This is a genomic window from Vallitalea sp. (assembly GCF_025211055.1).
Classification (GTDB): domain Bacteria; phylum Bacillota; class Clostridia; order Lachnospirales; family Vallitaleaceae; genus Vallitalea.
Map to the genome: position 1 here is coordinate 13,436 of NZ_JAOARO010000098.1, position 24,122 is coordinate 37,557.

The 24,122-nt window shown below is 29.3% G+C and carries 13 protein-coding genes; 1 reads left to right on the forward strand and 12 read right to left on the reverse strand.

Annotated features, from left to right (window positions below; translation table 11 throughout):
- Nucleotides 1–51: 51 nt before the first annotated feature.
- From recQ to N4A55_RS15595, 6 genes are all read right to left on the reverse strand, one after another.
- Entirely contained in the window at nucleotides 52–2,226 is a 2,175-nt protein-coding gene (recQ, locus tag N4A55_RS15570; protein ID WP_330666442.1) for a DNA helicase RecQ, read from the reverse strand.
- 95 nt (nucleotides 2,227–2,321) lie between these two features.
- Entirely contained in the window at nucleotides 2,322–2,939 is a 618-nt protein-coding gene (locus N4A55_RS15575) for a TadE family protein (protein ID WP_293758116.1), read from the reverse strand.
- Nucleotides 2,940–2,984: 45 nt separating this feature from the next.
- Nucleotides 2,985–3,590: a prepilin peptidase gene (locus N4A55_RS15580; protein ID WP_293758119.1), complete on the reverse strand. Its 606-nt coding sequence runs from the start codon at nucleotides 3,588–3,590 to the stop codon at nucleotides 2,985–2,987.
- Entirely contained in the window at nucleotides 3,587–4,768 is a 1,182-nt protein-coding gene (locus N4A55_RS15585) for a TadE/TadG family type IV pilus assembly protein (protein WP_293758121.1), read from the reverse strand. The genes N4A55_RS15580 and N4A55_RS15585 overlap by 4 nt, the downstream gene beginning before the upstream one ends.
- 23 nt (nucleotides 4,769–4,791) lie before the next feature.
- Complete coding sequence (locus tag N4A55_RS15590; RefSeq protein ID WP_293758124.1) at nucleotides 4,792–8,037, reverse strand: DUF5702 domain-containing protein; 3,246 nt, start codon at nucleotides 8,035–8,037, stop codon at nucleotides 4,792–4,794.
- Between the two features lie 350 nt (nucleotides 8,038–8,387).
- A complete protein-coding gene (locus N4A55_RS15595; protein WP_293758127.1) occupies nucleotides 8,388–8,918 on the reverse strand; it encodes a DUF6512 family protein in 531 nt (176 codons plus the stop codon).
- A 219-nt stretch (nucleotides 8,919–9,137) separates the two neighbouring features.
- On the opposite strand from N4A55_RS15595, the gene N4A55_RS15600 reads away from it, so the two are divergent.
- Entirely contained in the window at nucleotides 9,138–10,391 is a 1,254-nt protein-coding gene (locus N4A55_RS15600) for an MFS transporter (protein ID WP_293758129.1), read from the forward strand.
- A gap of 72 nt (nucleotides 10,392–10,463) precedes the next feature.
- On the opposite strand, the gene N4A55_RS15605 is transcribed toward N4A55_RS15600, so the two are convergent.
- The 6 genes from N4A55_RS15605 to N4A55_RS15630 form a co-directional block, all read right to left on the reverse strand.
- On the reverse strand, nucleotides 10,464–10,961 hold the full coding sequence (locus tag N4A55_RS15605; RefSeq protein ID WP_293758131.1) for a dihydrofolate reductase: 498 nt from the start codon (nucleotides 10,959–10,961) through the stop codon (nucleotides 10,464–10,466).
- Nucleotides 10,962–11,020: 59 nt separating this feature from the next.
- Nucleotides 11,021–11,851, reverse strand: a complete 831-nt coding sequence (gene thyA, locus N4A55_RS15610) for a thymidylate synthase (protein WP_293758133.1) — start codon at nucleotides 11,849–11,851, stop codon at nucleotides 11,021–11,023.
- A 295-nt stretch (nucleotides 11,852–12,146) separates the two neighbouring features.
- Entirely contained in the window at nucleotides 12,147–14,525 is a 2,379-nt protein-coding gene (locus N4A55_RS15615) for a ribonucleoside triphosphate reductase (RefSeq protein ID WP_293758135.1), read from the reverse strand.
- A gap of 281 nt (nucleotides 14,526–14,806) precedes the next feature.
- Entirely contained in the window at nucleotides 14,807–16,087 is a 1,281-nt protein-coding gene (hflX, locus tag N4A55_RS15620) for a GTPase HflX (protein ID WP_293758136.1), read from the reverse strand.
- Nucleotides 16,088–16,126: 39 nt separating this feature from the next.
- A complete protein-coding gene (locus N4A55_RS15625; RefSeq protein WP_293758139.1) occupies nucleotides 16,127–17,380 on the reverse strand; it encodes a tetratricopeptide repeat protein in 1,254 nt (417 codons plus the stop codon).
- Between the two features lie 195 nt (nucleotides 17,381–17,575).
- A complete protein-coding gene (locus N4A55_RS15630; protein WP_293758142.1) occupies nucleotides 17,576–24,121 on the reverse strand; it encodes an S-layer homology domain-containing protein in 6,546 nt (2,181 codons plus the stop codon).
- Between the last annotated feature and the right edge of the window lies 1 nt (nucleotide 24,122).

The following is a 24,122-nucleotide window of genomic DNA, read 5'->3' on the forward strand; positions in this document are numbered from 1 at the left end:
CTAGGTAGTTTACCATTAAATATATTTTTTGTCAAATTTTATAATTCTTTATTAATACCATTTAGCAATTACTGCCTTAATGGCATTATAACTTATATTCTCAGGCAGTGCATCTTTGATAGGTCTTAACTTGTCTAAACCAATATTATCAATGGTACTTCTGATTGTATCTTCTTCCCCTTCTGGTATGAACTTTTCAATATCAACATCTACTCCATTGGTATACGCTTCAAATATATGATTTTCAATAGTTCTTATAGTTAATCCTCTTTCTTTGGCCACTTCCTTAATGTCATTTAATTCATTATATAGTTTTGCTGATATAACATATGATGGTTCATTGGTTTTTTTCTTAGTTTTTTTAGTAATTGGTTCAGAGTAATTAATTGTGTCTACTTTTATATTATTATCTTCTACGTATTGTCTTATGATTTCCATGAACATTTCACCATACTGCTCGTACTTTTTCTCCCCAACACCTTTAATGTTCATCATTTCATATTTGCTTGTAGGATATTTTGTGCTTAATTCTTTTAGTGTATCATCGCTGAATATTACATAAGGTGGAAGATTTTGCTCACTAGCAATTCTACGTCTAAGTACTCTTAACTTCTCAAATAACTCTTGTTTTACTTGTATTTTTTCTGTCTTCATTACATTTCTAAATACTTTTTCGTTATTTTTTAGTACAGGAATTGCTTTATTATCTATCTTGATAACAGGATATTCATCAGCTGTCATTCTAAGGTAACCTTCTGCAATCAATAGGTTTATCATATTTTTTATACTATCAATAGTATATTCTGACATAAGCCCATAGGTTGATAGGTTGTTGAATCCTAGACTAAGAACTCTTTTATTTTTAGAACCTCTTAATACTTCTGCAATTATTTTGGTACCAAAACGTTCTTTCATTCTTATGACGCAGGATAGAATTTTCTGGGCTTCTATGGTCATATCCTCTTTTTTAATGTCTTCATTACAATTACTGCAATTACCACATGAATCTTTAATATTTTCTTCTCCAAAATACTCTAGTATATATTTTCTAAGACAAGTGGTTACATGACAGTATTTAGTCATTTTTTGAAGTTTTTCATATCTATATCTTTTTCTTGTATCATCTAATTCATCTGCTCTATCAATTAGAAACCTTCTAAGCTGTACATCACCAGCACTAAACAACAGTATACATTGAGAGTTTAACGAATCTCTTCCAGCACGTCCTGCCTCTTGATAATAAGCCTCTATATTTTCGGGCATATTATAATGGATTACATATCTAACATTAGACTTGTCTATACCCATACCAAATGCATTAGTGGCTACCATTACGTCAATATCATCAAATAAGAATTTGTCTTGGTTTTCTTTTCTTTGTTGAGAATTCATACCCCCGTGGTACATACCAGCGTTGATACCTTGCTTAATTAGTAATCTACATAGATTCTCAGTATCTTTTCTTGTTCCTACATAGATGATTCCTGCTTCTTCTTTATGTTTTTTAGCATAATCTATAATGAAATTATTTTTGTTAGCACCTTTTAACACAGTAAATGTAAGATTCTCTCTATCATATCCGGTCTTGAATACATTTGCATTATTTAATCCTAACCCACTAATTATATCTTCTTCAACTCTTTTGGTTGCAGTAGCTGTCAAAGCTGCAATAATAGGTCTCTCATCAAGATTATCTATGAATTTGTTTATCATCATATAACTAGGTCTAAAATCATGCCCCCATTGTGAAATACAATGAGCTTCATCTACGGCAATAAAAGATATTTTATTTCTTCTTGTTATCCTGTACATGTTTTCAGTTTCCAGTCTTTCTGGTGCAATATAAACAATCTTATATTTTCCCTCTTCTATAGCTTGTAATCTATATTCAATATCTTCATAAGATAGAGTGCTATTAATATATGTAGAATCTATTCCCGTTGCCTTAAGACTATCAACTTGATCTTTCATCAAAGATATAAGAGGAGATATTACTATAGTTATACCATCAAATATAAGTGCTGGTATCTGATAACATATTGATTTACCACCACCTGTAGGCATAATAATTACAGTATCCTTATTATTAAGTATACTGTCTATGGCCTCTTCCTGACCTTTCTTATAATCATCATATCCATATAACTTTTTTAATATTTCTTTTGCCTTCATATTCATAAGATACTCATTCCTTCTGTATAATTCATTAAGTAATATCTTGATCATCTTCCTACCCCAAAATAATTTCTTTTTCTTTTATTACATTTTTACCGTCTATAGATTGTTACTCAGCAATTATATCATAAAAAATATTTCTTCTATTATAATTTTCTAAAAAAATCTACAATTTTATTTACTTTATCCTTATATATCATCTTTGCTTTATTTATTGAGGGAATATAATCTGATATATCATCAAGTAAATCTACATTTCTTATTAACTCTGCCTGATCATTTATTACTACTTTTGAATTTACACACATAGTAAGTTGTCTATTATTAATACTCAATATCTTATTAATTACATTGATAGGAGTATTGAAGTCTTTGTTTACAGTTATAGTAACCTTCTTTCTTAATACAGAGTTTGTTACCTTTATACCTACATTGATTTTATCATCTTTCAATATTAGCTGGTTTTTCATTTGTTTTGTTACGTAAGTCTTAACATTATCCCTTAGGATATTACCTGATTTGAACCTCCAATACAAACCTCTATTCAATCTACTATCATTTGATAATACTTTTCCTGTATCAAAATCAATTTTGCCAACATAAGCCAATTCATAACGATCAGCTGTTTCATTAACTATAGCTTTCATGCACGTTACATCATGAAGATAGATACCTATGTATATCAAACTTATTACCCCAAAAAATACTATAGGAAAGACTAGAGCTGCTTCTACAGTTAAACTTCCACCTAGTTTATTATTCATAATTATATATCACCTGATTTCAAAAAGATTATTTAATAGATTTCATCATAGCATAACTATTATTAAAAAAGCACACAGCATAAAAGGCACCATCGGCAGCTTAGTTTTTCTATTCACCTTACCAAATGCCATCAATCCTAACCCTATCAATCCACTTAACACTAATGAATATAGCAAAACAGCTAATGCCATTTTATATCCTAGTATTAGACCAATAGTTCCTATAACAAGAGCATCTCCCATACCTATAGCTCCTTTTGTGAGGACTGAAATCAGTGCTATAACTCCACCTATTCCCACAAATCCTATAAGAGAATGAGTCCATATGACATTAGGATTAAAAAATAATAATATCACTCCAATAATAAATGTTATTATTACAACATCTATAGGTATCTGTTTATTTTTGCAATCACTTATGGTAGTAATTATCAAAAACCAAGTAGTCAATTCCATGACAATAAAATAATTGGTTAGTTGGTATTGATAGTAAAATAGATATGTCATGGTAGTTACTACTATTACAACCAATAATTCTTTGATTTTATTATTATTATAACTTGAAAACACATTTTTGATATTAGTATCAAAAGAATAACTATAAGTTAGTATTCCTAATGCCAAACCTATTAGAATAATTACCATACTCATTTTGAATCAATCCTTTTCTTTTTCTTCTCACAGTTTTTGCATATTCTTCTACCCATATTTTTAGCTTGTGTTAATGACAACTCCATTATATTATCAGAATGTATCTGGGAACATAAGTGATTAACATGATATACTTTTCCCTCCAGAGTGTAGTATACAATTTTAGTATTATACTTATCTATATTCTTAGCACATGTTTCACATAATTTTGAACCATGCTTCTTAATGTCATATGTTTCCCACATGGTTATATTGTTTAGACAAGTAATATATGTGTGATATACTTCTCTATCTTGTACACAATACACAATTATATCATCTTCACTAGCTTCATCTGTCTCGATATTATCATCTTCCAAACAAGAATTGAATCCATTACCATTACCTGTCCATCCCCTTACCTTTACTCTCTGAGTTATATAAATATCTTTTATCCCAGGAAAAGGTATTGGAATCTCCAGTTTATATTTAACAATCAAGTCTATATCTTCATCATCTAACATAAACCTTGAATATCTAAAATTTATTCCATCTTTACCGTTAACTATATACCACTTCTTATATTGTTCATCACTTATATGATCATTAAAAATACTCTTAGCAATCTTAGTACCCACAAAATTATTGGAAACAGCTAAACCATCATATATACATTCACTAATTAATGTTCCTTTGATACTATGTAATATTGTTTCTACCGAGTTTATAATATTGTTAAGGCTTCTATAAGCTTCACTGGCATTCCCTATTACTTGCTCCTTAATCTTAGATATGGTTTTTGCAAAATCCTTTATATATTCATTTAGATTACCGCTACCATACATATCTTCAAATGTAGTTTTTATATTTATATCACTACCACTAATATAGGAATTCCCTCCATCAATAATATTAAATATACTCTCTAAGTTTTCATTAATATTATCTATATTCTCATTAGTATTTTTTACATTCTCGCTAGCTGTCTTATATATTTCTTGCTGTGCATTTAATATTTCTGATTTTTCCATTATATAAGAATAGGTGGCTAATTCATTTGCTGTTTCTGATAAGCTATATTGAATACTTTCATGTATATACATAATCTTAATTATATAAACAACAGATAATATGGCCATTAAAAAAATAGGTAACACAATGGCTGCTTCTACTGTCAATGAACCTTTTAGTTTTTTCATGCTATATATGCCTCTTTTCATAATTAGTAAACCATGGATGTATTAATTTTAAAACTATAACCTTTATCAGCTAAGTCCTTTGCTTCATCTGGCATAAATGGTAAATCAAAGAACAAGAAATTAACTGATACTTCAGCAGTAACATTCAAGCCAGCTGAGTAATCCTTAAGATTGAAATCACTCTCTTCCCTACTTTTTTGTACGTTAAATTGAATTAAATCAAGTACTCTATATAACTTAACATCATCATCTACTCCTATCAATAGCATTAAACGAAGATAATCATTGTAAGAGAATGATGGCATCAGTGAAGTTATCTTAGAACCTTTCCCTTTAGTTTTTAAGCTGTTATCTATATCAATATTTACCTTTTGTACTGTTGATTTTCTTACTATATCAGCAATGCTGTTAATATGTTTTTTAGTTATATCTTTATATTTACATGATGTTTTTTTAACTACTTCATTTATTTCTGATTCAAATCTATAAGATATCTGTCCTATTCCTTCTAGAACTGTGTTAATAATCTTTTGTTTAGCTTGTTCTATCTTTTCCTTGAACTTTTCTAGTATCTCTTTTTTAATTGAAATAACCTCTGAATATGACCCATTAACTATTTGATTAGCATATTCATTATATATGGTATCAATGATTTCTTTTATTAAATCATTACAATCAATATTTTTGTAATTATCCGGTAAAGGACGATTATTTATTCCTTCCCTAAGATTATTGAATGAATCATTGATAATAATATCAATAGTATTATCAACTTCATCAATGGTGTAGTTAAGTGATCTCTTTGCTTCATCTAGCACTTGTGATAATTTATCTTCTGCATAATCTGATACGCTACCCTCTAATCTTTTAGTTATAGAAGATATATTACTCTGTATAGTCTTTGAAGCTGCATCAATTAACTGCAAAGATTTATTTGTAACGTAATCAGTTGCTTCGTCAATAATACCGTTTGCGATTCCTTCTAAACTGGTATACCAATCACCACTAGTTTTAATAAAAGCAACTTTTTTCCCTTGTAACAGATATCTTACATCTACACATGATTCAGCATAACTCCATGCTGCCATAATAAGTGCCGCAACAATATATGTACCTAATCCAAAAGTCCACCATCCTGCTATTGAAGTAGCAATACTCATCACTAAGGTCCTCTTGCTAGCGTTTGTCAGTATATGTATATAATTCATAACAAATCTAATACCTAATATAGTATGTGATACATGTTTTAAGTTATAATTTTCATCTAAACTCCCTCCAAGAATATATTCTACTTCATTATTTAGATAATGATCATTTTTAGAATAATTACTTAAAGTTAATGGAAGAGTATCGGATGAGTTATCTGTAGCTGATTTAAAATTCCCTAATATATATTCACCTATATATATTTCATCTCTAAGGTTATAAGTAATATCTTTTAATTTATCAACAATATTTCCAAAGACATCTAACGACTTGTTAGTATAATTATCCTCTTCCTCATTTTCAAAATCTACATCTTCTTCATTGATTAAGTTAATATAATCATTATTGGAACTAAGGATAGAAGGTATGTTATTCTTATCTATTTCATTACTTACATTTTGGTCTTCCTTGTTGAACTTAATATACTGGGTAACATCTGTTACCTCATTTCTAGGGTCTTTTTTATCTTTTTCTTTATCTGATAAAGATTTCATATCCCCATAATTGAATACCATATTTTTTGTTGAATAATTATTATGTAAACCATTCTCTAATTGATATAATAACCTTTTAAACTCTTTTGTATAATTATTATCATTATATGTATTCATATAACTATTTTGATTTGTTAATAGATTACTTGTTGTTTTAAGTTCATTCATAAAAGCATATAATATATCTTTTTCTTCTGTGTTAAATTCCCCATATACCATATGATTCACTAGATTATTTTTCATATTATTCAAATCTTTTACATAGGGTAAATTACTTGACAATACCCTAATATTATTCTGGAGTTCATCCTTTATTGCTAACAGATTATTTACTAGAGTATATGTTTTATCTTCTTTATCTTCTATTACTAACCTACCTTTTAAATCTTTTAGTTCATTTTTTATCGCATTAGATGTTTGCTCAATTATATCCTCTTTATCATTGTTCATATTATTTTCTAGTTCATTGATGGATTCTTTTATTCTATTCCCTTTTACTTGTATTTTCTCAATTACTTCAAGAGCTGATTTGTTACTCTCTAGATATGCTGGCAGATAGGAAAGATTGACAATACATCTTTCTATGTTATCCTTATAAACCCTAACAGTATCTAAATGATTAATAAACAAATTATGAAGTTCATTGCTTCTTTCTATTAATTTAGATAGATACTTAATTTCATCTTGATCTGCTAAATCACTATCAGATAGCTCACTTATTTCTTGTCTTATATAATATAATTCTTTATATGTATCTATCATTGAAGTCTTACAACTGTTGAAATAATCCATATCATATCTTAGCTTATTAATATCACCATAAATATCAAATATGGTTTCTTGTAATCTGCTTCTTATATATTTATCAGGTATTTCCTTAAAACATTTGTCTCTAGTTATACCTTTATCTTGAATTATTCCTTTTACATAGAAGTCTTCATAACTTATTTTTCCTTTTTTGCTGATGTTAAGACCATCTATTAATCTTTCAAGTTCCTTGTATTCATCATCTATTTTAGCAGCTTTATTAGTTATCTCCATTTTGTTTTTTACATATTCAGTGGTTTTTGAGGCTTTAGTTATGAGCTTAAGTTTTTCGAGAATAGGTTCTATTACTAATAATGGTGCTCGATATTTCATATATTCCAGAATTTCTAATTTGATATAATCAGTATCAGGTTTCACTATAGTATCTGTAGGCATGATACTAGTTATCTTAAGATTATAGTCATATAAATTAAAATCCCTATTGCTATCATCAGAATATAATCTTTTATATATACGGTTCATTTCTGGTAGATTATCCTTAGGTTCAAGAGAAACATTAGCATATTCTTCAATCTTATTAGTATAGTCTTGTTTCTCTAACATGAACATCCCATATTCATCAGATATTTGTGAATCATAGCTAGCTAGAATTGAATTAGTAGCGTTTCTAAGAGCCCTTAGAGATTGTAACCTAGCTACCCTGATCCTAGTTGAATCAATAACGGTACAAGTAAATACAATTATTATTAGTAAAATACAGCTCAAGAACACTGTTACTGCTCCATCTGTTTTCTTGTTCATCCAAATTCACCCCATTAAGCATAATAAAAAATAAGCCTTTGCAAGCTTATCTATAATTAACAATTTATATTCAAAGTAAAAATAGCATTACAAACTAATTAATATCCCCCCTAATATGCAGAAAATATAACTTCATAATGAATTTATTATATTTTAACAAAATATATTTTCAGCACACCTAGAATTATTATAAATTAATTTTAAGTTTTTGTCTACAATATTTTATATTTTTTGTAATAATATAAAATAAATAGGCGATTTATGTTGAATACTAATATTCTTATTATGGTTACAATTATATCAAATCAAATAATATTTATTCAAATTTCCCAATACATAAAACCATATAGTCATCTAAAAAATATTCCGTAAGCATTTGTGGATATATCCTTAAATATATCTGTTTTTATTGGATAAAAGGTAAAGATAAAAAATGGTATAATCAATAATATTACCATAGAAATATATACTCTCTCATATTGGGAATGATTAACTTCGGATATCAATATTCTATAACTAATAATCTGAGCTGTAATGAAACCTACTATACCTGCAATTATATCTACTACATAAAAAGGTAAATTGACACCTGATAATACATAGAATATTATAAGTGAAGTAATAATTACAACTAATAACCCTATCATCTTACTATACCAGAAGTTCTTGCAATATCTAGATATAAAAAACGTTTCTACAACATATAATGCAAAAAGTGAAAAAAATGCTATTTTAACATGCTCCCATATGCTTTCATTAACAGCTGAGAATAATGTTAAACTCATTATTCCAGTATTCTTATAAGATATATGAAGAATAGCCCACAATATAATGACACCAATCAGACCTACAAATTCCCAAAGAAATACCTTCTTACTCATAATAACACCTCATCTTAGTAATTATATTTTCTTTTATTATTTGTATTTATTATAAATACATGCATAGTAAAAAAATATTTATTTATAAATTTTTCCTGATTCTTTTATTTTTATAAAGTATTTTACTATTCTATTGACTTTTTATTATATTGGATTTACAATCAGACTTGAACGTTTAGTAGCACTATTTATTTAATGCCAAAAAAAAGGACGTATATTATGATTTTTAATAAGTCTAAAAAACAAGGTATCACTGATAATAACATTAAAGTTAATATATATAACGGTATCGCATTTTCTATATCCATAAACTTAGTTAAACCTTATTTTGCAAAATTTGCTGAAAGACTGGGGGGTAATGACTATCATTTTGCATTACTCAATTCTTTACCTGCATTATTAAGTGTTTTTGCTTTTCTACCTGGTGCTCTTATGATAGAATCAGCAAAAAGCAAAACAAAGATTACTAGTAAATTTTTATTAGCACAGAAACTGATATACTTGTTAATAGTTACTGTTCCTTTTCTAGGTAGTGTTAACAAGCCTTTTTTATTTGTTTTATTAATTGGTTTAATGAATTTCCCTGGTTCAATAGCAATAATGGGTTATCAATCTTCAATGGGAGATATTTTCACTCCTCGTAATAGAGGTAGAGCTATGAGTGTTAGAAATAGGTACTCAGATTTTTCTAGACTGATTATATCTTTTATATCAGGTCAAGCTCTTACACTGATACCTAAGACACCCCAGCAAACCATTGTTCTTTATCAGATTTTCTTCTTTATTGCCTTCGTATTTGGTATTATTGAATTCATCATGTTACTTAGATTCAAGAACAGACAGGACAAGGAAGAAGTTGTAAAAGAAAAATATTTTGCACTATTTCTACAGACAGTTAAAGATATTCCTAAGCAAAAGAAATTGATTACTTTTATCATATGCTCACTTATGTTCCACTTTGGTTGGCAAATGGGTTGGCCCCTATTCAGTATTTATTCTATTAAGATTTTACACGCTAATGAATCTTGGTTGAGTATAATGACAATCGTAAACGGTGGTTGTTCAATTATTGCATCTACTAGATGGGCAAAATTTGCTGATAAAAAAGGTAATAGCCTGGCACTAGCTTTAGCAACCCTGGGAATGGCAATTACTCCATTACTATATGTTTTCTCAAAAAGCCTTTTGCAGTTAGTAATATTTAATATTATAGTTGGAATTTCAACAGCTGGAACCATACTTATATTATTTAACCTTTTATTGGAGGTAACACCAGATAAGAATAGAACTATTTATATAGCTATTTATAGTATATTAATCAACATATCAGCTACCATTGCCCCAATTTTTTCAGTATGGCTGAAAGATATGACTTCAATCTATTTTACTTTGATACTTGTTGGAATACTGAGACTTATTGGTAGTATAGCTTTCTTCATTAGAAATATTAAGCTTAATAAATGCAGTACATAATTATAATAATAAGCTATCAATTCATAAGGCTTTTTAACACTTTACCCTTATAAATTGATAGCTTTCATATATTTATCCTAATTTATTATTTTCATATATTGTCCACTGAAACTTAAGCCCTTCATATTCTTTCATTTGGCTTTTCCATGTTATGTTCCAGTTATCAAGTTCATCCAAGTTAGTGATGTACTTATCAGCAGGGAGTTCATCATATATCTTAGTAATATAGGCTTTCTCACAATTATCTAAAAATAATTTGTAGATTTCGGCACCACCAATAATAAATACTTCATCAGATTCATACCTTGTGATATAATCTAACACTTCATCTTTACTGTGACACACTATAGTATCTTCACAAGTAAAATCTCTATCTCTAGTTAAGATTATGTTTTTTCTTCCTTTTAGAGGTTTTCCTTTTGGTAAGGACTCTAAAGTTTTTCTTCCCATGACAACAACTTTTTTCATTGTCTTTTCTTTGAAGTAAGGTAAATCTCCTGGTAAATAGGTAAGTAATCCACCGTTATAACCTACTGCCCAATTATTATCCACAGCAACTATTAAGTTCATCCACAAATCACCCTTTTAGTTTATATGTTATCCACATATAATTAATCTTTGTTAACATCTTACACAGCTACAGGTATACCTTTAATCTGTTCACCTTTTTGATAATTCTCTAATACAAAGTCATTTACTGTAAAATCGTAAAAATCCTTTATCTCTGGATTAATAATAAGTTTTGGAGCATCATAACTTTTACGTGATATAAGCTCTTCAACTAGTGGTATATGTCTATCGTAAATATGAGCATCAGCAATAACATGTACTAATTCTCCCACTTCTAGTCCTGATACTCTAGCAAACATATGGACTAGAGCAGCATATTGAACTACATTCCAATTGTTAGCCACTAATACATCATTAGAACGCTGATTGAGTATAGCGTTTAGTTTATTACCAGTCACATTAAAAGTAACACTATATGCACAAGGATAAAGATTCATCTCATGTAGATCATGGTGGTTATAAATATTAGTCATAATTCGTCTACTACTTGGATTATGTTTAAGGTCATATAATACACGATCTACTTGGTCGAATTCTCCTTCATTATATTTGTGTTTTATTCCTAATTGATAGCCATAAGCTTTTCCTATTGAACCTGTTTCATCAGCCCAGCTATCCCATATCTTACTCTTTAAGTCTTTTATGTTATTAGATTTTTTCTGCCATATCCATAGAATTTCATCAATTGCTGATTTTAGGTATGTAGGTCTTAACGTGAGAATTGGGAATTCTTCAGCTAAATTATAGCGGTTGACAACACCAAACTTCTTGATTGTATGTGCTGGTGTTCCGTCCTGCCATCTAGGTCGTACTTCTTGTCCTTCTGAACTATAACCATTGTCAATGATGTCTCTACACATATCAATAAATATCTTATCTGCTCTACTCATAACTCACATTCCTTTCTCTATGGTAATAACCTCATTTAACCTTGTATAATATTACAGTATAAATGAGAACTTGTCTATAAAAATTATATTAAGCCGTGCAATTTTTTCAGTTATACTGTATTCAAGTAAGTCAGAAATATTGGCTATTACCAGCCATACCTTAAAAACAGATAGAAGCAACAAACGTAACGAGAGTGTATTATCACTATATATGGTTTCAATATACAACCGTTGTCTCCTTTAATTTAATACTTTATCGAATCTGTATACCCTATATCATTATAGCTTATATGAATTAAGCCTCTAATTTTTCACTTTCAGCATATTTCTTAATATCAGAAAGTCCCATATATATATTAACATTCTCATCATCAATAACAATAAGTGTTGGTGCTGTTCTTATTTTATATTTTGCTGCTAGTTCAGCATGTTCTTCAGCATCAATTATTTTAACACTCTTGTTTTCAAGATATTGTTTTGCTATATGACAGTTAGGACATGTCTTTGTAGTGAATAATAATTTTTCAGCATTATTTGTAACTTCAGATGTTGCTGCAATTTCTTCTTCAGCTATGAAACTTGTATTTATTGATTTTATGGTTGATTTATCAGTTTCGTATTCTTTTCTGTGTTTGAATTCTTGAGCCTTACCATCATTCCAATGTTGTACTGGTCTGTAATATCCAGTTATTCTACTGTATACTTCAGTAGATGCTCCACAATGAGGACATGTGTATTCTTCACCTGGTATATAACCATGAGTCTTACATACAGAATAAGTAGGTGAAATTGTATAGTATGGTAATGTATAATTGTCAGCTATTGTTTTAACTAAATTAGCAGCAGCCTTCCAATCTGGAAGTTTTTCTCCAAGGAATGCATGGAATACTGTTCCTGACGTATATTTGTTTTGGAATTCATCCTGCATATCAAGTGCATCAAATATATCTGTTGTATAGTTAACAGGTAGATGCGTACTATTAGTGTAATAAGGTGTTTCTCCTTCTTTTCCTGCCGATAATATATTACTATATTGTTTTTTATCATGTTTTGCTAATCTATAACTAGTAGATTCTGCCGGTGTAGCTTCCAAGTTATAGAGATCTCCATATACCTCTTGATAATCTGAGAGTCTATTTCTCATATGGTCAAGAACGTTAAGAGCAAATTTTCTAGCATCTTCTTTTGTTATATCTGATTTAATCCATTTAGCATTTAATGTAGCTTCATTCATGCCAACTAATCCAATAGTTGAGAAATGACTGTTGAAGTTACCCAAATATTTTTTGGTATATGGATATAATCCTTCTTCTAATAATTTAGTTACTACCTGTCTTTTTGTCTTAAGTGAACGTGCTGCTATATCCATCATTTTATCTAGTCTTTGATAAAATTCTTGTTCATTGTTAGCTAGGTATGCTATTCTTGGCATGTTAATAGTAACAACACCAACTGAACCAGTGCTTTCACCAGAACCAAAGTAACCACCTTGTTTCTTTCTAAGCTCTCTTAGGTCAAGACGCAATCTGCAACACATACTTCTTATATCACTAGGTTCCATATCGCTGTTAACATAATTACTGAAATATGGAGTTCCATATTTTGCAGTCATTTCAAATAATAATTTATTGTTTTCTGTTTCATCCCAGTTAAAATTTCTTGTTATGGAATATGTTGGAATAGGATATTGGAAACCTCTACCGTTGGCGTCTCCTTCAATCATGATTTCAATAAATGCCTTATTAATCATATCCATTTCTTTTTGGCAGTCACCATATGTAAAATCTTGTTCTTTACCTGACACAATGGCAGGTAATCCAGCAAGATCGTTTGGAACCATCCAATCAAGTGTAATATTAGAAAATGGTGATTGTGTTCCCCATCTACTTGGTGTGTTGACACCAAATACGAATGATTGAATACATTGTTTTGCTTCTTTATATGTAAGATTATCAACTTTGACAAAAGGTGCTAAATATGTATCAAAAGAAGAGAATGCCTGTGCTCCTGCCCATTCATTTTGCATTATTCCAAGAAAATTAACCATTTGATTACAAAGAGTAGATAAATGGCTGGCTGGTGATGATGTAATCTTTCCTGAAACACCACCTAGACCTTCTTCTATTAATTGTTTTAATGACCATCCAGCACAATACCCTGTTAACATTGAAAGATCGTGAATATGTATATCACCACTTCTATGAGCTTTTGCTACTTCTTCATCATATATTTCTGTTAACCAATAGTTAGCAGTTATAGCACCTGAGTTATGTAAAATAAGTCCTCCTACTGAATACGTAACTGTAGAATTTTCTTTAACTCTCCAATCTTCTTCCTTTACATAACTATTGACTATTTCTTTATAGTCAAGTATTGTATATTTCATATTTCTTATTTTTTCTCTTTGTTTTCTATATAGAATGTATGCTTTTGCCACATCTGTATAACCTGTCTGCTCTAAAACTTTTTCTACACTATCCTGTACATCTTCAATAGTTATTTTACTATCCTCAATCTTATCTTGAAAATCAGATGTAACTCTTAGCACTAATATATCAAGTATCTCTTCAGTGTAATTATTATCTGTGGCAATAAATGCTTTTGTAATTGCTTCTTTAATCTTAGCAAAATCAAATTTGCTTATTTTTCCATCTCTCTTAACAACGTCAAACATTGATAGTCTCCTCTCTCACAACGAATTAATAATAATATACCATATATACCCATACTAGTCAATATACAAAACACTATATAATGTATCTATCACACACAAGCACACTATATATAGTATGTGTAGGATAGGCTATTAATACTAGAATATATGTTGTTTTATGTTTTATTTTTAGGTATTAGATATAATATTTGAAGTCCCTTTTGCCAATTAAAACCACCAATATTGTGAATTTAATTATATATTGTCACAATATTTGGTGGTTAATTTTGTATGTTATAATTTTAAATTAGTACTTTAGTCTTTATTTTATTTAGTTCTCCATATGTCTTATCATCTACATAAGCTTCTATATAAGTTCCTTCATTTCTATACTCTTCTTTTATTATCTGTCCATTTACACGAATCTGATTTAGTAGATTACCATTATCATAAGAAATAACTTCTTTAATTAATATTTTGTCTTGTTGAATCTTTTTCTCTATTATATCCAACAACTCTTCTAATCCTGTTCCTTCTTTAACTGAAACTCGTAAAGTCTTGTATGCATTATAATCCTCAAGATGCTTGTTACTTCCTTCTTTGTCAATCTTATTAAAAACAGTTATTACTGTTTTACCTGTTGCACCTAATTCTTCTAGAGTTTCATATACAACCCTTATATGGCTCTGGGCTTGTTCATTAGCGCTATCTACTACATGGATTAAAATATCTGCTACAACAGCTTCTTCAAGTGTAGAATGGAATGCTTTTATAAGATGATGAGGTAACTTTCTAATAAATCCAACTGTATCTGTTAATAAAACTTCTGTCCCATTAGGTAATATCAGTTGTCTAGTAGTTGGATCTAGTGTTGCAAATAATTTATCTTCTTCAAGAACCTCTGCATCAGTTAATTTGTTCAGCAAAGTTGATTTTCCAGCGTTAGTATAACCAACTATAGCTATTTTTACCTTACCTTGTTTTTTCCTTCTTTCTCTAATCAGATCTCTGTGATTCTTAACATCCAATAACTCTTTCTTAAGTTGTGATATTCTGTTTCTTATATGTCTTCTATCAGTCTCTAGTTTCTTTTCTCCAGGTCCTCTTGTACCAATACCACCACCAAGTCTGGATAAAGATGTTCCTATACCAGCTAATCTTGATAATCTATATTGAAGTTGTGCTAGTTCAACTTGAATTATACCTTCTCTAGTATGAGCTCTTTTTGCAAAGATATCTAGAATTAACATTGTCCTATCCATAATCTTACATTCCAATACATCTTCCAGATTCTTAAGCTGAGCTGGTGATAATTCGTCATCACATATTATTCCTGTTGCATTAAGTTCATATATTAACTCTTTTATTTCAGCAATTTTACCTTTTCCCAAGTAAGTTCCTGGATGAACACTTTCCCTATTTTGCATCACTTTCTCTAAAGTTATAGCTCCTGCTGTGTTAGCTAGTTCTTCTAATTCATTAAGGGATTCTATACAATAAGAATCATTTTCCCTAGTAGCTACACAGACAAGTATAACTCTATCAACATAATCTCTTTTTATTTCAAAGTGTTTTTCTGGCATATAAATTCCTCCTATAGAAACTAAAGGGAGGTTTTAACTCTACCTTTTTAGTTTCTCTTCAATAAATTTAATCTCATTTTTTGCATCTACCTGATTTTCGTTGATTTCTAATACTTTGCCAAACATTTTTAGCGCCTCCTCATATTTTTCTTGGTATTCTAAAGATAATCCTTTCTTAAAATAACTATTGTATATGTCAGGATTTATCTTTATAGCTTGGTCATAATACTCCATTGATTTCTCATATTCTTCTTGTTTTTGATATAGATCACCAATCTCTATTGTTATATCATAATTATTTGGAACGGCTTCTAAGTACTTATCAAAAGCTGCAATTGCTTCTTCTTCCTGTTCTAAATATTCATGTAGATATCCCTTTTGAGCTAAAGCATCGTTATTTCCATAATCAGCAGCAACTGAATAGTTAATTAATGCTTGCCCATAGTCTTTTTTCTTAAGATATTCATTACCTCTGCCAATATATGCATCAGCATAGTTTTTCCATTTGTCTATAATGAAATCATAGATTTCTATTGCCTTATCAGTTTCCCCTTTTTCACTATATATAAGTGCCTTTGTATTATAGACCTGAGGTATTATTGGATTAAGGTCTATAGCTGTATTTGCATCAGCAAGAGCTTTATCATATTCTTTTGTGATAAAGAAAACAAATGCTCTATTAGCATATGCATAAGCATATGATTGGTCTATTGATAATGCTTGGTTATAACTTTCCAAAGCCTCTTCATACTTACCCCAATCCTTGTATAGAATACCTTTCGCATTATATATTGTTTTGTCATTCTTATTTATTTTGAGGGCTTTATCAAATGACTCAATACCTTTTTCATATTCACCTAATAATCCATATGCTGTACCTCTAGTAGTATAAGTTATTCCTAATGACTCTTTTTCTTGAAAATAATTTTTTAGGCTAATTGCTTTATTTAGGTCTTCTAATGCTTTTTGGACTTCTCCCAGAGCAAGATTCATATATCCCCTATTACTATAAGCTACTGCATCTTTACTATTCAAGCTTATTGCCTTATCCACATCCTTTAATGCTTCATCATAACTACCAAGTTCATAATATATCATACCCCTGTTAGCATATGAAGTAGAAAAATCTGGATATTTTTCTATAGCTTGATTATATTTTTCCAGTGCTTCTTGGTATTTTCCTTGTGAAAAAAGATTGAAACCTTCTTCATTAATCTTAATTACTTCTTTATCAGAACCACATCCTACTATAAATATGGTTACTATTATCAATATACTTAACAATCTTTTCATTGGTATTACTCCATTCCAGTAATCATGTAATTTCTTTTATAAGATTACTCATCTTAATAGTATCATTTCATATTATAGCATATTAAATGTAAAATATTAACCTTTCATTTGTTTTAATTTTCATTACCTATGCTCCAGTTAAGTAAAACCCCATTCTATCATAAAACAGAATGGGGTTTTACCCTACACTTAATTTTAATATTTACTTACTACGTTATCATTTACCTTTTTATTATTTATTGTATTAAACTTTTCAATCATAGATGCTGCTTCTTCTCTTGTTATAAAATCATTAGGTCTAAATGTATTATCTGGATAACCATTAATTATTTCTTTTGATACTAATATATTAATATAATCTCTTGCCCACTCTGGAATGTTCTCATAATCTTTAAAATTACATGGTTTAGTATCTTTTTCCATCTTAAGTATTTTGCCTAATAATACAGCTGCTTCCGCTCTTGTTATCTGGCGTTTTGGCTTAAAAAACTGCTTATTATCTACAGTAATTCCGTTAATCCAACTATGTTTATATAATGTACTTACATATGGCAATCCCCATTTATGTATTTGATCTTCATCTTCAAATATATTGCTAAGATCAATTATTTCTGTTTCTACATTGCTTGCTTCTACTGCTAGTTTAGCAAACTCTAGTCTTGTTATAGTACGTTTTGGATAATAGTAATATTTATTGTCTACCTTAACACCATTAATAATTCCTTTTGAAATAAGTCGATAAACAATATCTTGTGACCATCTGCCATTAATATCTTCCATATTAATCATTTTTTTATCACTAACAAGTGCGTATTTGCTAAAATGATCTAACTCTACAGTAATTATATTATTTTTTGTATCTATTTTTCCACCAACATATTCCCACTTTTTAGTGATTTCATTGAAATAATATATAGCTAATTTGCTAACATCTTTTATCTCATTTGGATTATATTGTATTTGCAGTTTAACTGGCTTTTCAAAATGTACTGGTTGATCTAGTATTATTTCGTATATGTCACTATATAATTTAATATTATTATTAACGTAACTACTAGTGTCTAGTACTTTTCCTACCCCAATACCTACATCTCCTAATACTTCCTGCAAAGGGATAGTTATTTTAATTTTTTTATCTACATTAATAGTTGTATTTTTTTGTTTTTCTATTTTTTTTACTTCTATTAATTTTATATTCTTTTCGGCAATAATAATATTTTTAATAATATTAAGTATTTTGGAATCTATATTATCCTCTTTTTCATGTTTATTATTACTACCATCTTCATAATTATATACTGGTTTCTTTACAACTTTAATTATACTTGCATTTTTATATAGAATTCCCTTATAGAGATAGGATGCTCTAATTACAGCTACTCCTTCTTTTAATGCACTAAGTCTGCCATTTTTCTCAATATTTACAACGTCTTTTCCTGATACAATACTCCACTTGATTAAATTATCTTTTATTTTCTCTCTCCTTAGATCATTACTCACTTTGTATACTCTTAGTTCTTTCTTTTCATTAGTATACATTTTTACCTGTGAAGGGCTTATTTCTATACCAGCAATTTCATTATTAACCACACCATCTTTTACTTGGATAATAATAGCATCTTCATAAGCATATTTTTTAGATATATAATAAGAAGCTTTTACAATAACCTCTCCTTCATCCATGGTCTTAAGCATACCCTCATCTGATATCTGAGCTATTCCATCCCCACTTAATAAACTCCACTTAACTAATTTGTTATCAACAGCATATTCTTTTGCATCTTTATCAACAGCAATTAATGTAAACTGCTTGCTTATATTTATTCCCATGACAGAAGTTGGAGGTTGTATTTTTACATTATTAATTTTTTTAATGGTACTATTAAATACTGTAGCTTTATATATTGTTTTATTCAATGCTTCATCCTCTACTGTTACGGTTATTTCCCTATTCATGTATTCTTCCATAGGTATTACCGTTTCAAATAACCCTTCTGCATTTGTTTGTATTACTTTATTATTTACTATTACCTTACTATCTACTTCTGCAACACCTTTTACAGTAATAATACTATTTTCAATTAAATCACCATTGCTAGGACTTTCAATTTTCAAATCAGGAGGTGTTTTATCTGATATTATTCTTAAACCTGTTTTTGAAGTATCACCATTATTATTATTTGCCTCAAAAATTATATTAGTCTCTCCTTCTTGTAACTTAATTGGCTCACTCCACTTATTTCCTTTTATTGTCTTATATTTTTTGTTATTAATATATACAGTTGTTTCCACATTTTGATTTGCACTAAAAGCTATATTTATTTTATCATTATTGCATATATAATAAGTACTCCCTGTATCATCTACTTTTTGCTGTAATATTCCATCTTTCTTCTCAAATGCTACGTTAAGTGTAGCAGGTTTTGGAATAGGCAAAGCTATCTTTTCTGATATAATTGGAGTCGTTATATGCTTTCTCCCATCAACAACTTTATAGGCAGCTAATGATATTTTATAAGTTTTTCCTGGAATAAGACCTGTATTACCTTCAATAATGTCTTTCTTTCCTGTCTTTTTATATTTATATTTTCCTCCTACTAATGCTTGGTTAATATTTTCTTTTAATTGAATAACTCCCATCTCAGGTAGTTCTTCTCCGTTCTCATTAAGTACCTGTATATAATATCCGTCTGCATCTGATGATTTATTCCATGTTAAACCTAGCATACCATTTCCCTTACTATTTACAACTAGATTGGTTGGTTTATTTGGTTCATTTTTATTAACTATGTTTATTTTAGTACTTGAATATACACTATTATAAGTTGTTTGATCCTTTTTTATTTCTCCACGTACATAATACTCTCCTGATGCAAAGCTATCTGGAATGCTAACAGTGGATTTTCCATTAGAAGCTGGTAAATCTTTTGCTATAATCTTCCCAGCATCTTGTTTATCAGATGCTAGATATAATGAAATAACCGTATTATCAGCATCTTCAGTCTGCCATACCACGTCTAATGTATTATTATTATCTTTCACTTCTACACTATTTAACTTTGGTAATGGCTTTACATCCATAAGTACTGTATCAATTGGTTGGTTCTTATTCTTTGATTCTACTATCCATGAACCACTTGTAGGGTTTACAATTGATATATACGCTCTTTTTTCTAACTTACCAGAAGAACTATCTTCAGCTTTTATTTCTTGGAGCATATAGTTTACACCTTTGTTTAACAAGTATGGTCCATCTGGGGATGTTACTGTTAAATTAGGTTCATCACCCTCATAATCAACTTCAATTAAAGCGTATTTTTGATTCTCTGGAATAGTTATTGTGTGTTTTAATTTTCCAATAGAAGCAATAACTAGTGGTCTATTATTAGGTGTCATATAAATATCCCCTAATGATGCGTAACATGTTTTTGAACTACCTATTCTTTTTATATTGTCTCCGAAGATAATTGTTCCTTCATAATTGGAATTATCATCAATACAATCTATTTTCCCAAGATTATTTATCCCGCTTATACCATTAGCCGAAGCTGATAGAACAGGCATAGAGTCTCCCCATTTATATTTGATACCTAGAGGTATATGTAATATGTGAAATACACCGTATACACTTTCGTCACTAATACCTGCATCTATATTTCCAATGTTAAGTCCACCAATAAATGGTATTACTTCTGGAACTTTAACTCCTATTGTTCCTCCACCAGCAATAGATACTGGACCTAAGTTTCCGTGTTTTAACGTATCTATTCCAAATGTCATATAAACATTACCTGTTAATATATCAAAAGCTTCTAACTGTGCACTGGCTGACATTTTAAATGCAATAGCATCTAATCTATCTGCAAAATCAATAGCTAATTCTGCATGCTTTAATATTTTGAACTTTGCTATTTTCAAATCACCAGATAAAGATAAGCCTCTTGGTGAAGCTTTTAATGTTATATCATCTCCTTCAAATACTTTAGCTATATCAACCCCACAAATAGCTATAAGTGTTAATGGTGGCAATACCTTAAAATTACCAGCAAGTGTATCATATAATCCTTCAAACCCTCCGCCGAGTTTTTTAATAAAGACTACTGGTGCAGCTGGAATAATAGGAATTCCTGGTTCACCGCCAGCAGAAAAAACTACTTTATCTGGTATATATATCTTAGCACCGCCTACATCTAATAATTTCATGCTAATTAAACCATTAGCTTCAATAACCTCGAATTTTATTTCCACCTCAGCTTCTATTTTAAAATTATCAAATGTGTCAATAGCAAGTCTTGCTGATGCCCCCAAGTCTAAACCAGGTATTAAATTACTAGGTAATCCAATCTCTCCTTCACCTTTAATTCCTTGAAGATTAAACTTATTATATTTATCATATCCAAAACGAATATCTTCAACATCTATTCCAAATTTCAAGAGACCATGATCATCATCTTCCTCGTCATTATCATTATTATTGTTATCACTTTTTTTATTCTTATTATCATCATTATTATTCTCAGATTTCTTTTTCATATCTTTGTAATTACCAAAATTCAAACCAAGAAATCCACCAAAAGATATTCCCTTATTTCTAATAACCGCATTGTTTAGTCTTATAGGAAAACCATCTATATTCTGAACAAATTTTAATGAAGGAAATATAATTTTAACTTCATTTTTATCATCTTCATTTTCCTCTTTTTCTGGACTTAAAGAATAGGAAATACCATCTACTAATTCAATGTAAAAATCCTGATTCCAAAAAGGTAGGTTTGGAATAGATAGATTACCTCGTCCATTTATAGTAATATAGTCTGCCTCATGAGCTATATCACGTTTTTTCTTTTCAATAACTAATGGTTGCATTCTATCGAAGCTGTTATCTGAATAGGTATAGGTAATAAATGAGTTAATTGTTGATTTCTTTCCAATTACTGTATACTTATTATCTGACTTCTTCATCTCACCTCTTATTTCAAGTATTATATCTTTACCTTTCCTAAGCTCCTTAATATCCTTTTCATTTTTACCTTCAATAAATCCATAACTATATGAAACTTCAATTTGATTATTATCATTTTTTATTTCTTTTTTTATTTTTTCTATTAATAATATTCCATATTTTCTGGACATATATTTTATATCATTAGTCATTTTTAATGTTTTCTTAAAACAAAACACTTCTTTTTTATCATATTGACTATATTCTACATAAAGTCGGTATTCACCACGTACTTTTAACGCATCTGGTACTTTAATAACCATGGTTTGATTATTTCGGATAGTTATATTATTTCTAGGAATAATAATTTGGTTATTATTAACTGTATTCTCAGCATATACTTTCCAATTATCATCAACCATTAATAGTTGCAACCCATTTCCTATAACTGTTACATTAGTATCAGTATCTTCATAATGAATAATGTCAGGTGAAAAATTAATAAAGTTTATTTTTGGTGCTTCACCTGATAGTGATGGTATAATAATATTACCTATTTTTTCTATATTATTAGAAAGATTATCTGCTGATATGATAATTTTATATCTTACAATAGAATAACTATAGTGCTTCATTGGATTTACTTTCCATGAAATAGTTGACATATTACCTGCTTCTATTGATGATATTTTTTTGGTTTTTCTTTCTCCTCCTTTTAGCTTAACACCATATGAAAACTCAACTTGAGCTTCAACATTAGTTAGCTTCCCTGCACCTGTTAATGTATTATCTATTTCTACTCCCACTTCAAATTCATTTTGAATATATCCTGTTTTAGTAGAATTTAAGTTAAGTTTATCAGGTGCAAAGGTTTTTACTGAGAATTTATTATCATCTCCAACTGTGGAAAAATCGCCTAGTCCATAATATGTTTCATATACTCGTTCACCAGATGGCTCAAGTTTATTTGGATTCCACATAAGTGCAACTGCACTATCAGCTGTTCCATACTTATTATATTTTGATGTAAAATCCAAATCAGTATTAACTGAATAATCCCATTTGGTTTTAGATAATCCATCCCAATGACCAATAATTATGGAATCAGGCTTTTCATTCCCCCATCCTCCCAAAACACCGTAAGATACGATTTGGGGAGCAAATAAGTCATCCATAGCCTTCCAATATATTGGTACGTTAGCACCATCTATACGTGTTTCTTTATGAATAAATTGCGACATACCAGGTAATGTTATTGAGGCTGAATCATTTGCCCCAAGCATTGTATCTAATAAAACTCTTGCACCAATATCTACTTCTTTTTTAGAAGTATTTTTTACATGATAGGTTACTTTAACATTTCCTACATTAGGGTTTTTCTCATCATCAACTATAGTAATCTTCTGTGTTATTTCTATGTCTGCAATTTTCCATGTTGATTGATTTGATTTATCTACTGTTTGAGGTACATATTTGAATTGTCCATCTTTTTTTAAAAAATCATACTTATTCCCATAAATATAATCCTTACCGTTAATTCTAAAAGTTGTAAAAGACGTATCTGGTACTATGTCTTCATATAATAATGATTGATTATCATCATCTTCTCTATTTACCAATCCTTTTACTGTTTTTATACTGAATCTACCATTAGTTGAGTTAATTGTATATTCTATAAATTTATTACTTACTGTTTCTTCATAATTATTTTTCATTACTTCTGCATTTGATTGAATACATGTAGAAAAAACCATTGTTACAAGTAACATTGAAGCTACCCATCTTTTATATAATTTCATC